At 39.1% G+C, this 14,137-nt stretch carries 13 protein-coding genes and 1 pseudogene; all 14 read left to right on the top strand.

The window, feature by feature from the left end; all coding sequences use genetic code 11:
* Positions 1-7: 7 nt before the first annotated feature.
* On the top strand, positions 8-1,432 hold the full coding sequence (locus JK198_RS13620; RefSeq protein ID WP_212710775.1) for a mannose-1-phosphate guanylyltransferase/mannose-6-phosphate isomerase: 1,425 nt from the start codon (positions 8-10) through the stop codon (positions 1,430-1,432).
* A gap of 9 nt (positions 1,433-1,441) precedes the next feature.
* On the top strand, positions 1,442-2,818 hold the full coding sequence (cpsG, locus tag JK198_RS13615) for a phosphomannomutase CpsG (RefSeq protein WP_212710776.1): 1,377 nt from the start codon (positions 1,442-1,444) through the stop codon (positions 2,816-2,818).
* Between the two features lie 49 nt (positions 2,819-2,867).
* Positions 2,868-4,016 (top strand): glycosyltransferase family 4 protein, encoded by a 1,149-nt coding sequence (locus tag JK198_RS13610; protein WP_212710777.1) that lies wholly within the window; start codon positions 2,868-2,870, stop codon positions 4,014-4,016.
* Between the two features lie 8 nt (positions 4,017-4,024).
* Positions 4,025-5,086 carry a dTDP-glucose 4,6-dehydratase gene (rffG, locus tag JK198_RS13605; RefSeq protein ID WP_212710778.1) on the top strand — a complete coding sequence of 354 codons (1,062 nt, stop codon included), beginning with the start codon at positions 4,025-4,027 and terminating at the stop codon, positions 5,084-5,086.
* Between the two features lie 19 nt (positions 5,087-5,105).
* A complete protein-coding gene (gene rfbA / locus JK198_RS13600) occupies positions 5,106-5,975 on the top strand; it encodes a glucose-1-phosphate thymidylyltransferase RfbA (RefSeq protein ID WP_212710779.1) in 870 nt (289 codons plus the stop codon).
* A gap of 1 nt (position 5,976) precedes the next feature.
* Complete coding sequence (gene rfbC / locus JK198_RS13595) at positions 5,977-6,510, top strand: dTDP-4-dehydrorhamnose 3,5-epimerase (RefSeq protein ID WP_212710780.1); 534 nt, start codon at positions 5,977-5,979, stop codon at positions 6,508-6,510.
* Positions 6,511-6,616: 106 nt separating this feature from the next.
* Positions 6,617-7,729, top strand: a complete 1,113-nt coding sequence (locus JK198_RS13590; protein WP_212710781.1) for an EpsG family protein — start codon at positions 6,617-6,619, stop codon at positions 7,727-7,729.
* 64 nt (positions 7,730-7,793) lie between these two features.
* Complete coding sequence (locus JK198_RS13585) at positions 7,794-8,753, top strand: cellulase family glycosylhydrolase (RefSeq protein WP_212710782.1); 960 nt, start codon at positions 7,794-7,796, stop codon at positions 8,751-8,753.
* A gap of 27 nt (positions 8,754-8,780) precedes the next feature.
* Complete coding sequence (locus JK198_RS13580; protein ID WP_212710783.1) at positions 8,781-10,028, top strand: flippase; 1,248 nt, start codon at positions 8,781-8,783, stop codon at positions 10,026-10,028.
* A complete protein-coding gene (locus JK198_RS13575; protein WP_212710784.1) occupies positions 10,018-10,851 on the top strand; it encodes a hypothetical protein in 834 nt (277 codons plus the stop codon). The genes JK198_RS13580 and JK198_RS13575 overlap by 11 nt, the downstream gene beginning before the upstream one ends.
* 52 nt (positions 10,852-10,903) lie before the next feature.
* On the top strand, positions 10,904-11,224 hold the full coding sequence (locus JK198_RS16855; protein WP_249213333.1) for a sugar nucleotide-binding protein: 321 nt from the start codon (positions 10,904-10,906) through the stop codon (positions 11,222-11,224).
* Positions 11,225-11,238: 14 nt separating this feature from the next.
* Positions 11,239-11,532: pseudogene (locus JK198_RS16850) on the top strand (sugar nucleotide-binding protein); the annotation flags it as partial.
* Between the two features lie 193 nt (positions 11,533-11,725).
* Positions 11,726-12,901: a mannose-6-phosphate isomerase gene (gene manA / locus JK198_RS13565; protein WP_212710785.1), complete on the top strand. Its 1,176-nt coding sequence runs from the start codon at positions 11,726-11,728 to the stop codon at positions 12,899-12,901.
* A 250-nt stretch (positions 12,902-13,151) separates the two neighbouring features.
* On the top strand, positions 13,152-14,003 hold the full coding sequence (gene rfbD / locus JK198_RS13560; RefSeq protein WP_212710786.1) for a dTDP-4-dehydrorhamnose reductase: 852 nt from the start codon (positions 13,152-13,154) through the stop codon (positions 14,001-14,003).
* The last annotated feature ends 134 nt before the right edge of the window (positions 14,004-14,137 follow it).

Genomic DNA, 14,137 nt, shown 5'->3' with positions numbered 1-14,137 from the left:
GGAATAAATGTTAATACCCGTAATTATGGCTGGTGGTACTGGTTCACGTTTATGGCCAATGTCCCGGGAATTATTCCCAAAGCAGTTTCTGCGACTTCATAGTGAAAACTCTATGCTCCAGGAAACAGTGCTGAGATTAAGTGGTCTGAAAATTGATCATCCGCTGGTTATCTGTAATGAAAATCACAGGTTTTTGGTCGCAGAGCAACTAAGACAAATTGATCAATTATCTAATAATATTATACTTGAGCCCGTTGGCAGGAATACCGCACCGGCGATTGCATTAGCTGCGTTTAGTGCAATTTTAAAGGGTGAGAATCCTTTGCTGTTAGTTCTGGCGGCGGATCATGTAATTGATAATAATAAATCATTTCATGCGGCTATTTCTCAGGCAATACCGTTTGCTGAACAAGGTAAATTAGTTACGTTTGGAATTGTTCCTCAGGGAGCTGAAACAGGCTATGGGTATATCCGACGTGGGAATGAAATTTCTCAGGGAGAAGCCAAAGGGTTCAGTGTTGGCGGTTTTGTTGAGAAACCAGATAAGACAACAGCACAGGCTTATATAGATAGTGAAGAATATTACTGGAATAGCGGCATGTTCCTGTTTAAAGCACAGGATTATCTGACGCAACTTGAGAAATTCAGACCCGATATTTATTCTGTTTGTCTGAAAGCTATTGAAGGTAAAAATTCAGATAATCAGGAAAATTTTATAAGGGTTGATCGGGATTGCTTTGAACTGTGTCCTGATGAATCGATTGATTATGCAGTAATGGAAAAAACACGTGATGCAGTTGTCATTCCGTTAGATGCCGGCTGGAACGATGTTGGCTCATGGTCGGCTTTATGGGAAGTCAATGATAAGGACATTGACGGCAATGCAACAACCGGGGATGTTTTTACTCATAATACCTCTAATTGTTATATAAACTCTGAAGAAGGGTTGGTGGCTGCTATTGGTGTTGATAATCTGGTCGTAGTAAACACCAAGGACGCTATATTGATTATAGATAAAAACCAGGTGCAGGATGTTAAAAAGGTTGTTGAGCATCTGAAGATCTCTAACCGTTCTGAATTCCGTGTGCATCGTGAATCCTACCAGCCCTGGGGACATGCTGATAAAGTTGTTAGTGAGCCCAGATATCATGTTAACCGTCTGACGGTTAAACCTGGCGGAGCTTTATCACTTCAAATGCATCACCACAGAGCTGAACATTGGGTAGTATTGGCCGGTACTGCAAAAGTAACACTTGGTGAGAATTCCTTTATTTTGACGGAAAATCAATCAACATTTATACCCGTTGGCGCGATTCATATGCTTGAGAATCCGGGAAAAATTCCACTGGAGTTGCTGGAGATTCAATCGGGTGATTATTTAGCTGATGATGATATTATTCGATTAAAAGATCATTATAGCCCTGGATGCTAGGATATATATATGACTGACATACTGACATGTTTTAAAGCTTATGATATTCGTGGAAAATTAGGTGCTGAGCTCAATGATGATATTGCCTATAGAATAGGGCGTGCATATGGTGAGTATCTCAAACCAAAGAAAATGGTTGTTGGCGGAGATATAAGGCATACCAGTGAAAGTCTGAAGTTATCTTTTGCAAATGGCTTAATGGATTCTGGTACAGATGTATTAGATATCGGATTGAGTGGAACTGAAGAAATCTATTTTTCGACAACTCACTTACAAGCTGATGGTGGCGTTGAAATTACGGCCAGTCATAACCCTATTGATTATAATGGCATGAAGCTGGTTCGTGAGAATTCAAAACCAATCAGTGGTGATACCGGGCTTAAAATAATACAGCAATTAGCTGAGAAAAATGAATTTATTGCAGTTAATCCTCAGGGCAGAGGAAGCTATCAAAAGGTGGATATCTCAAAGCAATATGTAGATAAGATATTAAGCTTCATCAATATTGATAAGCTAGATAAACCTTTGAAGCTGGTTATAAATTCAGGCAATGGTGCTGCGGGGCATGTAATTGATGAAATTGAAAAAGTATTTATTTCCAGAAAAGTTCCTATTGATATTATAAAAGTGCATCATCAGCCGGATGGTAGTTTTCCAAATGGTATCCCTAACCCATTATTACCGGAATGCAGAAAGGATACATCGGAAGCAGTTATCAATCATAAGGCTGATATGGGAATTGCATTCGATGGTGATTTTGATCGCTGCTTTCTCTTTGATGAAAATGGTGAGTTTATTGAAGGTTACTATATAGTCGGATTGTTGGCTGAGGCTTTTCTGGAAAAAAACCCCGGGGCGAAAATCATTCATGACCCTCGTTTGAGCTGGAATACTATTGATATAGTCACTAAGTCTGGTGGTGTTCCTGTTATGTCAAAAACCGGCCATGCATTTATTAAAGAAAGAATGAGACAGGAGGATGCTGTCTATGGTGGTGAAATGAGCGCTCACCATTACTTCAGGGATTTTTATTACTGTGACAGTGGTATGATCCCATGGTTGCTGGTAACTGAGTTAATGATTCTGAAAAATAAATCATTAAGTCAAATGGTTCAGGAAAGAATTTTGGCATATCCGGCATCGGGAGAGATAAATTCATCATTGAAGAATCCTAAGGAATCTATTAGTAAAGTTATCGAAAAGATGAAATCGGATGTTCATAACATTGATCATACTGACGGAATAAGTATGGATTTCGGAACCTGGCGATTTAATTTAAGAAGTTCTAATACTGAACCTGTTGTGCGATTAAATGTTGAATCAAAATCTGACATTGAGTTAATGAAAGAAAAAACTAATGAAATTTTGTCACTGTTACGCTCATGAGTAATGGTTTGTAGATGATTCTAAATCATTGATTAATTATAGGTCTGTTATGAACGAGAAGTTAAGTGTTGGGATTGTTGCAGACTGGTTAGTTACCTTTGCCGGTGCGGAAAAAGTTATAGCTGAATTTATAGATATCTACCCGGAGGCAGACTTATATTCCGTGGTTGATTTTCTGTCTGATGATAGCAGGCGTCTTTTTCAAGGAAAAAAGGCAACGACCAGTTTTATTCAGAATTTGCCTAAGTCCCGAACAAAGTATCAAAGTTATTTACCTCTGATGCCTTTAGCTATCGAGCAGCTAGATGTTTCTAAACATGATATTATACTGTCAAGTAGTCATGCAGTAGCTAAAGGTATTTTGACAGGACCGGATCAGTTGCATATCAGTTACGTGCACTCTCCAATTCGCTATGCATGGGATATGCAACATCAGTATTTGCGCGAAGCTGGTTTAGATAAAGGTATTAAAGGGAAGTTAGCCCGTTATTTGTTACATAAAATAAGGATGTGGGATGTTCGTACATCAAATGGTGTTGACCACTTTATTGCGAATTCACGCTTTATAGCCCGAAGAATTAAAAAAGTATACGGACGTGACGCAGATGTAATTTATCCCCCTGTAGATGTAAATCGATTTGTTTTTAACGAAAATAAAGAGGATTTCTACTTTACTGCTTCAAGATTAGTACCTTATAAGCGAATAGACCTGATTGTTGATGCTTTTAGCCGGATGCCTGATAAAAAATTAGTGGTCATTGGTGATGGTTCAGAAATGGCTAAGATCCGGTCAAAAGCCGCAGGTAATGTAGAAATTTTAGGTTATCAGTCAAATGCAGTGATGCAGGAATATATGAGTAAGGCGAAGGCTTTTGTCTTTGCTGCTGAAGAGGATTTTGGGATAATTCCGGTAGAAGCTATGGCCTGTGGTACTCCGGTCATTGCTTTTGGTAAAGGAGGTGTACTGGAAACGGTGATACCTTTTGGACAAAATAATCCAACTGGCTGCTTTTTTTATTCTCAGGAAGTCAATGAAGTAATTGATTCTATTGAGTTTTTCGAGGCTAACCAGACTGCTATTTCCTACAGGGATTGCAGGCTTCAGGCAGAAAAATTTTCTGTGGAAAGATTTAACTCTGAAATATCCACCTACATTAGTAAGAAATGGGATTTATTTCAAAAAAGTAAAACTATTTAGGATTATATATGAAAATTTTAATCACCGGTGGTGCCGGGTTTATCGGTTCGGCAGTAGTACGCAATATTATAGAAAATACTCAGGATCAGGCGATTGTCGTTGACAGTCTGACCTATGCCGGAAACCTGGAATCTCTGGCCGGGGTAGCAGACAGCCCGCGTTATCATTTTGAACAGGTCAATATCTGTGACCGTGCCGCGCTGGATGCCCTGTTTAGCAAGTATCAGCCGGATGCGGTAATGCACCTGGCGGCAGAGAGCCATGTTGACCGTTCTATCGATGGCCCGGCGGCATTTATCGAAACCAATGTGGTCGGCACCTATACTCTGCTGGAAGCGACGCGTCAGTACTGGAACACGCTGGAAGAGCAGGCAAAACAGGCATTCCGTTTCCACCATATCTCTACTGATGAGGTGTATGGCGATCTGGAAGGCACTGACGATTTGTTTACCGAAACTACGCCTTATGCACCCAGCAGCCCGTATTCTGCCTCTAAAGCTTCCAGTGACCACCTGGTCAGAGCCTGGCTGCGTACCTATGGCTTGCCGACCATTGTCACCAACTGCTCAAATAACTATGGCCCGTATCACTTCCCGGAAAAACTGATCCCGCTGATTATCCTCAATGCGATGGCCGGTAAACCGTTACCGGTCTATGGTAACGGCAGCCAGATCCGTGACTGGCTGTATGTCGAAGATCATGCCCGGGCGCTTTATACCGTGGTGACTAAGGGTGAAGTCGGCGAAACCTATAATATCGGTGGTCATAACGAACGTAAAAATATCGATGTGGTGAAGACCATCTGCGGACTGCTGGAAGAACTGGTTCCGGAAAAACCACAGGGTGTTAACCATTACGCGGATCTGATTACCTACGTTCAGGATCGTCCCGGCCATGATCTGCGTTATGCCATCGATGCTTCTAAAATCGAAAAAGAACTGGGCTGGACTCCGGCAGAAACTTTCGAATCCGGTATCCGTAAAACCGTAGAGTGGTATCTGAATAACCCGGTCTGGTGGCAGCGGGTACTGGATGGTTCTTATGCCGGCGAACGCCTGGGTTCACTTTAATTAACAGGAAACAGAGTCAATGAAAGGTATTGTGTTAGCCGGGGGGTCAGGTACCCGTTTATATCCGATTACTCAGGGCGTCTCTAAGCAGCTGATGCCGATTTATGATAAGCCGATGGTGTTTTACCCGATTTCGGTACTGATGCTGGCCGGGATCCGCGAGATTCTGATTATCTCCACCCCCGAGGATATGCCGGGCTTTAAACGCCTGCTGGGTGACGGCAGCCAGTTTGGTGTCAGTTTTTCTTATGCCATTCAGCCGAGTCCGGACGGGCTGGCACAGGCTTTTATTATCGGTGAAGAGTTTATCAATGGTGACAGCTGTGCGCTGGTACTGGGCGATAATATCTATTTCGGTGAAAGCTTTGGCCGTAAGCTGGAAAATGTGGTGCAGCGTACTGAAGGTGCCACGGTGTTCGGTTATCAGGTACTTGATCCGGAACGTTTCGGGGTGGTTGAGTTTGACGAAAATAACCGTGCTATTTCGCTGGAAGAAAAACCGGCCGCACCTAAATCTAACTGGGCGGTGACCGGCTTATATTTCTACGATAAAGATGTTGTGGAAATGGCAAAGCAGGTAAAACCGTCGGCACGTGGCGAACTGGAAATTACCACCCTCAATGAAATGTACCTGCAGAAAAATGCCCTGCATGTCGAGAAACTGGGCCGCGGTTTCGCCTGGCTGGATACCGGCACCCATGACAGCCTGCTGGAAGCATCATCGTTTATTCATACCATCGAAAAGCGTCAGGGCTATAAAGTCGCCTGCCTGGAAGAGATTGCCTATAAAAAAGGCTGGCTGAGTCGTGAGCAGGTGCAGCGTCAGGCAACATTATTAGCTAAAACCGGCTATGGTCAGTATTTGCAGCGTATGATTGAAGGGGAATAAAATGCAGGTTATCGATACTAAAATCGCTGATGTTAAAATTATTCAGCCAAAAGTGTTCGGCGATGAGCGTGGTTTTTTTCTCGAAACCTTTGAGAAAAAACGTTATCAGCAGATGCTGAATATCGACTTTGATTTTGTGCAGGATAACCATTCCCGTTCGTCAAAAGGGGTATTACGCGGTCTGCATTTCCAGACTAAACATGCCCAGGGCAAGCTGGTGCGGGTAGTACGCGGCGAAGTCTTTGATGTGGCGGTGGATATCCGCAAAGACTCACCGACCTATGGCCAGTGGGAAGGCGTTATTCTTTCAGAAGAAAATAAAACCCAGTTCTGGATCCCGCCGGGCCTGGCACATGGTTTTGTGGTGCTTTCTGATATTGCTGACTTTGAATATAAATGCACCGACTATTATACCCCGGGTTTTGAAGGCTGCCTGGCATGGAATGACCCCGAAGTAGGGATTCAATGGCCGATTGATTTTGAGCCTATTTTATCTGAAAAAGATAAGAATGGGATGCCATTAATATTAATTTAAAAGTAATTTTTTATTGTTAGCCATGCTATTTTTATGGTGTGGCTAGCATTATAAAGTTAATTTGATTTTTAAAATAATTCAAGCTGGTATTTATGAGTGATGCTAGATGATCTTTATAATAATTTCTATCGTCTTATCTCTTTTTGCTTTAATAGAGAGTAAGTTGTTGTTTTATATGTCATCCATTGTCGTGTGGTTGGTTTTTAGTTTAACATATGGTTATGGCTATGATTGGATAAACTATAAAAATGATTACGCTCATTGCCTGGAAGCTAATTGGAGACCATTTTTTGCTGAACCGGGTTTATACCTGATTATGAAGGTGTTTGCTTATCTTGGTGCAAGTTTTTCTACTTTTATGTTTTTTGTAAATTCATTCATTTATTATATTGTTTTCTATTTTTGTAATAAATTAAAAAATCCTAGCCTGGCATTCTTTACTCTATTTAGTTTTCTAGGGTTATTTGTATTTAGTGAGTGGATAAGGCAGGGGGTTGCTCTTTGTTTGGTTATGTTAGCTTTGATGTATCTAAACTCAGGTAAAAAAGGAAAATATTTCTCCTTAATTATCCTTGCGGTAACTTTTCATTTCACGGCAATACTTGGAATTGTTAGTTATTTTCTATCAGATTCAAAAGAAAATTATAAAAAGACAATTTTAGTATCGTCATTAATTACTTTTGTTTTGTTGATTTCATTGTACAATCCATATGTTCTGGCATGGCTTCCTATTTTTGGAGAGAAGATCTCTGGGTATTCCGATGTTCTGTCAGAAAGTGGAGAAACATATATAGAATATATAACATCATCAAGGACAATTATATTTTATTTTGGAGTGTATTTTTTATTTGTAATGGCACGAAAGAAATATGATACCAGTTATTCATCAGTTATATCCATGTACCTTGTATTTCTTTCGAGGCTTGGGCGTCCTCTGGTAAGGATTGGTTATTATTTTATACCTGCACTAGTGTTATATGCAGATGAATGCTGGGCTCCTTATGGTAAAAACACACGAACTAAGTTCATAAAGATAATTTATATTTTATCAATACTGATGATATCTTCAATTCCTGTTTGGAATCCTCTGTATTGGGATGGTACATATTACCATGTCACACCATTTTCTAGTAAAAATGATGTTAGCTTTGTAATTGCTAATAAATGCAGAATTATAAATTTATATATAGATAACCATACAATTAAACAATGCAAATAAGGTAGGGTACATTCCTTATTATTTATTTAATGTAAACTAAACCGTAATTCGAGAGGTGGATTTAATGATAAAGGTAATTTTCACACTGGCGATTTTGTCTTTATCTTCTAATGTATATGCATTTTATCTTGGGGTTGGAATACATCCTGAAAACAATAGGATTAGCGCATCAAAAACATTATATTTAATCGGAAAATATAAACTAAATTCATTAAGGATGGATTATAAATGGTCCCAGGTGGAGTTAAGAAAAGGAGTATTTAACCCACCATCAGAGATATCTGATGATGTAATCGAAAAAGCTATTGAAAAAAAAATTACCCCAATAATAATATTAGATTATGGGAATAAAATATATAACATTTCAAAGCCAGTTAGTGATAATGATATATTGTTATTTACTAATTATGCAGTTTGGGTTGCGCAACATTTCAAGAATAAAAATGTAATATTTGAAATTTGGAATGAGTGGGACCAAAGTAAGCCGAGGAGTTATTCTCAGAGCGAAATTTCAGCAAAGCAATATGCGAAACTCATCAAGGCAGTATATACAGCTATTAAACCTATAAATCCACGATCCATTGTAATTGCCGGATCTTTTAATCCAACAAAATCAGAAGAGATAAAGTTTGGTAAATATCTAATAAATAAAGGGGTTTTAAATTACGTTGATGGTATTTCTATTCATACTTATAATTTTAATCAGAATAGAATACTATCATATCAGGAAAATATAAATAGGATAGATGAATTCTATAAATGGATGGAGTCTAAAGGTGAGACTAAACCTATATATATAACTGAGTTTGGGGTTTCAATATATGGAAATTCAACAATAACAGATAAAGAAGTTATTGATTATGCGAAAAGTTATGTATCTCTGTCGAAAGAAAAGGATTATATTCGCGGTGTGTGGTGGTATGACTTAATTAATGATGGTGATGATAAGATGAATGGCGAAAATAATTTTGGTATATTGAACAGTAATTTAGAAGAAAAAAACATCGCGAACTTTTTGAAATAAATAAATCATCCTTTTTTAGGAGATGTTGTGTCTAATGTAAGAAAAAATATCGTAATGCTTTTGATAGTGCAGTTATCTAACTATCTATTCCCGCTTATCACCTTTCCTTACTTATCACGTGTTTTGGGACCTGATGGGTTTGGGAGCATATCCTTTGCACAATCAATTATTACTTACATGACCTTTATAATTGATTTTGGATTTAATCTTACGATTACTAAAAAAATTAGCCAGTTACATTCTGCTGGAAGCCTTGATAAAATACCAAAAGTATTTGCAAATACACTTCTGGCAAAGTTTTTCATGTTAATTATATCTATAATAACATGTTTTATTTTGTCGTTATTTTCTGATAAAGTTAATTCAATATCTTACTTGATTTATATTGGTTTTGTTTCTTTGTTTGGAAGTGCTATTTTTCCAATATGGTATTTCCAAGGCGTTCAGAAGATGAAGAAAATAGCTATTTCTACAACTATTAGTAAAGTTATTTGCTTATTTCTGACCTTTATTCTTGTTAAAGATAGTAATGATTTGAATATGGCTATGTTTGTAAATAGTCTAATGATATTTTCTGCTGGTGTAATTTCATATTATTATATATTTCAGGAGAGGTCTTTATTTTTTGTTACCCCTTCAATAAGGGGTTCATTCATTCTTATTAGGGACTCCTTTCCTATATTTTTAAGTTATATTGGTTCTAGCGTTTATACTACTTTAAATGTTTTTTTTCTGGGGTTGTATTCTTCGGTTAGTCAATTGGGAGTTTATAGCTCCGCTGACAAAATAAGAGCTGTTGCGCAAAACGCATTATCGCCTGTTTCCCAAGCAATATATCCTCATCTGGCAACATATACAAATGATAAAAAGATATTTTTTATAAAGCACTCTAAATATTCACGTCTCCTCATCTTATTTTCTATGGCGATTTCTGTTTTTCTTATTTTTTGTAGTCATTTTTTAATAAGATTATTTCTTGATGAGAGGTATGTTGGGGCTGAAGATGTGCTTATTATTCTTTCTTTTCTTCCTTTTGTTGTTGGTGTTGCAATTTGCTATGGTCAATGGGGATTGGTGAATTTAGGGAAAGAAAAATTATTAAGTAAAATATACTTGTATACTGGATTGTCTCATTTGGTACACATTTTTATAGCTATTAAAATTTTTGGTGTATTGGGTGCTGCTTCCTCAGTCTTGTTTACAGAGTGCTTAGTTTCTCTACTCATCTTTATCTATTTCAATAAATCGAAAAAAGAGATTATGAATGAATTTTAATGCTGTTGTTGTTTTGTATAACCCTGATGCGGCTGTCATTGACAATATAAAAACTTATATAGATAGTGTGGATTTTTTGTTTATTTATGATAATTCTGAAGATCCTTCTTTTAGACAGTTGGTTGATGTTTCTCTTCCCGTAGGGAAAGTTAAATATATATTTCTCAATGGGAATAAAGGTATAGCTTTCCCAATCAATTGTGCTATTCAAGATTGTCTGAATAATAAAGTAGAATGTCTTTTAACTATGGATCAGGATAGCTCATTTGTTGATGTTGAGTCTATGAAGAGTTATATCATTAATGATCCTGAGTTTTATTCAGTTGGGATTTACTCACCATTTCACAATACCGGAACCCGGGATATTCCGTCACAAGATGTTAGTTTAGTTAAATCTGTAATGACATCAGGTAACTTTATCAATGTAAAATTAATTAATAGTATTGGTAATCTTAGAGAAGATTTTTTCATAGATTGCATTGATCATGAGTTATGTGCTCAAGTTATCAATCATGGACTCTTGATTAAACAAGTTAATTTTTGTGTATTACATCATGGTCTTGGGAGTTCTATAAAGAAATTCCTGGGTTATGAGATTACTAATCACTCGCCCCTGAGGCGATATTATATTACTCGCAATAGTCTCTATTTAATCGAGGCTTTTATGTTTAAAAAAACCAGGTTTTCTTTGGGTTATTTAAAATCCTTCGTTATGAATACTCTGGTTTCATTGGCCTTTGAACCTGATAAAACAAAAAAAATAAAATATATTACTAAGGGTGTAATCCACTATCTTACTCGAAAGAGTGGTAAGTATAGTTGATTTTCCGAGGTTGAATTTGGAAATTGGTTTAATTTTTTATTATAGTGGGTAATTGGCAAGTAGTATAGAGAATGGTTTTAATGAATATTATTCTATAATTAAATTACCATCAAAGACTGTAGATATGAGTAATGGTTCAGTAGTCTTAGAATCCTGCAAAAGTTTTAAAAATGATATTATCATTAATACAGCAGCTTACACAGCTATCGATAAATCCGGGTCTGAGCCTGAAATTGTAGCTGCTGTAAACTCTTTTGGGCCTGAGAATATTGCGTTGGCGGCAAAATCAGTTGGTGCTAAATTTATTCATTTATCCACTGACTATGTTTTTATGGATCTAATACATATCCTTATTTTGAAACCGATCCTGTAAATCCGTTAGGTGTTTACGGTCAGAAAAAACTAGCCGGAGAGTTACTGGTCCGCAGTATTCTTCCTGAAGCTCCTACTGTCCTTACTGCATGGGTATTCAGCGAGTATGGGAATAATTTTGTTAAGACTATGCTGCGGCTTGGCGGTGAACGTGATGAATTGGGTATAGTTGCTGATCAGCCAGGCTGTCCGACTTATACTGGTGATATAGCATCAGCTATTTTTAGCCTGATTGAGAATAGTGCTACCGGGGAGTATATCATTATTGTGGTGACAGGGCGGTTTCCTGGGCTCAGTTTGCAGAGGTAATATTCGACCAGTATACTCCCTTCTCTCTACTGATAAAATTGCTGGTTATTCTTCTGCGTCAGACTGGCGTCCAGCGTTGAAGAAAGTGATAGATACTATCTGACTTATACAACAAGTTTATGATTTATGCCGTTGCATTACAGCAGGAATAGCTGTTTCAGCTTGCGGAATAAGTTTTTAACAGGGGGTGATTATGTTTCAATTAAGCAATACATTACAGCACTATGTTTGGGGAAGCCCGACATTACTTGGCGAGATGTTTGGACTTGTTAATCCTGATTCGCAACCGATTGCGGAAATATGGATGGGTGCTCATCCTAAAAGTTCGTCGTTGATCATTAATGCTGATCAACAACAAAGCAAGCTTATTGATGTTATTACAGCATCTAAGCAGGATTTTTTGGGTAAAAAAATCGCAGATACTTTCGGTGAGTTGCCTTTTCTGTTTAAAGTTCTTTGTGCTGACAAAGCGTTATCTATTCAGGTACATCCTTCTAAAACGGCAGCGGAAACTGGTTTTGCTAAAGAAGATGAAGCCGGTATTCCTTTAGATTCCCCTGTCCGAAATTATAAAGATCCTAATCATAAACCCGAATTGGTTTTTGCTCTTACGCCTTTCCGCGCAATGAATGCATTTCGTGAGTTATCCGAAATCGCAGAGTTGCTTGGACCGGTAACAGATGCTCACCCTTCAGTTGCTGAATTTGTCGCTAATCCTGATACCACCCATCTGAAAACTGTTTTTGCTGATTTACTTAGTCTTCAGGGACAGGCGAAGGATAATGCCCTTTCATTGCTTAAGTCTGTGGTTTCTTCAAAACAGGGCGTTGCATGGCGAACTATTGAACATTTGCTTGAAGATTACCCTCAGGATACAGGGCTGTTTATGCCTTTACTGCTTAATGTTATTGAGTTGCAACCAGGCGAGGCTATGTTCCTCCATGCTGAAACACCACATGCTTATTTCAAAGGTGTCGGTCTGGAAGTTATGGCTAATTCAGATAACGTTTTGCGTGCAGGGTTAACACCAAAGCATATAGATGTTCCCGAGTTACTTGCTAACGTCATCTTTAAACCTGTTCCATATAATATGTTACGTACTGCTCCTGTTACTGAAGGTAATGCTGATTATTTCCCGGTCCCGGTTGATGATTTCTCTTTCTCTATTCATCATGTAACAAGTGAACCGGCAACATTTAATCAGGATGGGCCAGCAATTATTTTCTGTATTGATGGAAACGTGACCTGTAGTAATGGAGAACAAACCATCGCTCTGGTTCCGGGAGAATCTGCTTTTATCGGAGCCAATGAAGCAGCTATATCTTTCTTCGGTCAGGGGCGGATAGCTCGTGCTTATGCAGAGGTTTAATCACTAGTCGCGTGCTGCGGGGAGCCCCCGTGGTTTATCCGGTTTTACTCTGTATTTTTAACTGGATTTAATGTGTATTTTTGCGTTTTAGTTGCTTTTTTCCTTAATCTTTCTTTTTAGAATCCCCTCCCGGGTTTGAAGGCCGCCTTGGATAGAATGAGCCTGAAGCAGTGATTAACAAACTGATTAATTGATAATTATGATTATCAGAAAAAGATACTAATAGATTCAGCTTACGAGATGTATAAAAATGAAAATTATCCTTACAGGTGCAAACGGTCAGCTGGGCCGTTGCTTCCGGGACCTGGTGTCCGAAACTGATACTGTTTTAGCTCTGGGTTCGCAGGAGCTGGATATCAGTAATCGACAGGCAGTGCTTGAAACCGCTAAACAGTTTCAGCCTGATATCATCATTAATGCTGCTGCCTACACTGCGGTAGATAAGGCAGAAAGCGAACCTGAACGCGCGGCGGAGGTAAATAGCCATGGGCCGGAAAATCTGGCGCTGGCGGCAAAAGCGGTGGGGGCACGGTTGGTACACGTCTCTACCGATTATGTATTTGATGGCACAGGCAGTACGCCTTACCTGGAAACAGATGCAGTAAACCCATTAGGCGTTTACGGGCAGACCAAACTGGCCGGAGAGCTGCTGGTACGCAGTATTCTTCCGGACGCGATTATTGTGCGTACTGCCTGGGTGTTTAGCGAATACGGCAATAATTTCGTTAAAACCATGCTGCGGCTGGCAAAAGATCGTCCGGAATTAGGTGTCGTTGGCGACCAGGTGGGCTGCCCGACGTATGCCGGGGATATTGCTGCTGCCATTCTGAAGATGGTTGCTGCTGATGCAGCAGGCGGGATTTACCATTACTGTGGTGATAGCAGTGTCAGCTGGGCTGAGTTTGCACAGGCTATCTTCGCTGAGGGTGAAAAGTCTGGTATGTTAGCCCGGCAACCGAAGGTGAATCATATCACTACCGACCAGTACCCGACTCCGGCAAAGCGTCCGGCATACTCGGTGTTATCTACCGCCAGAGTTTCTGAATTTTACCCGGCTTCTGACTGGCAGGCGGCTTTGGTTAAAATCATTCCGGTTCTTTAAAATAAATCCCGTGCAGGATCCTGCACGGGATTTATTTTCCCCGCGTTACTTCCCGTACGGTAAGTGTCAAGGTAGTTGTCACCCCCGGTTAATTTAAGCCGCCTGTTTTTCCCGTTCCGGGTTCAACGTTACCG

The sequence above is a fragment of the Tatumella sp. JGM91 genome, assembly GCF_018257575.1.
Classification (GTDB): domain Bacteria; phylum Pseudomonadota; class Gammaproteobacteria; order Enterobacterales; family Enterobacteriaceae; genus Tatumella; species Tatumella punctata.
Note: the sequence above shows the minus strand (reverse complement) of the source record. Positions and strands in the feature narration are given on the sequence as shown.

Excerpts from the sequence above, each read along its gene's own strand:
- rfbA (WP_212710779.1), top strand. The coding sequence starts at position 5,106 with ATGAAAGGTATTGTGTTAGCCGGGGGGTCAGGTACCCGTTTATATCCG.
- JK198_RS13575 (WP_212710784.1), top strand. The coding sequence starts at position 10,018 with ATGAATTTTAATGCTGTTGTTGTTTTGTATAACCCTGATGCGGCTGTC.
- manA (WP_212710785.1), top strand. The coding sequence starts at position 11,726 with ATGTTTCAATTAAGCAATACATTACAGCACTATGTTTGGGGAAGCCCG.
- JK198_RS13610 (WP_212710777.1), top strand. The coding sequence starts at position 2,868 with ATGAACGAGAAGTTAAGTGTTGGGATTGTTGCAGACTGGTTAGTTACC.
- rffG (WP_212710778.1), top strand. The coding sequence starts at position 4,025 with ATGAAAATTTTAATCACCGGTGGTGCCGGGTTTATCGGTTCGGCAGTA.
- rfbC (WP_212710780.1), top strand. The coding sequence starts at position 5,977 with ATGCAGGTTATCGATACTAAAATCGCTGATGTTAAAATTATTCAGCCA.
- cpsG (WP_212710776.1), top strand. The coding sequence starts at position 1,442 with ATGACTGACATACTGACATGTTTTAAAGCTTATGATATTCGTGGAAAA.
- JK198_RS13620 (WP_212710775.1), top strand. The coding sequence starts at position 8 with ATGTTAATACCCGTAATTATGGCTGGTGGTACTGGTTCACGTTTATGG.
- JK198_RS13590 (WP_212710781.1), top strand. The coding sequence starts at position 6,617 with ATGATCTTTATAATAATTTCTATCGTCTTATCTCTTTTTGCTTTAATA.
- rfbD (WP_212710786.1), top strand. The coding sequence starts at position 13,152 with ATGAAAATTATCCTTACAGGTGCAAACGGTCAGCTGGGCCGTTGCTTC.
- JK198_RS13585 (WP_212710782.1), top strand. The coding sequence starts at position 7,794 with ATGATAAAGGTAATTTTCACACTGGCGATTTTGTCTTTATCTTCTAAT.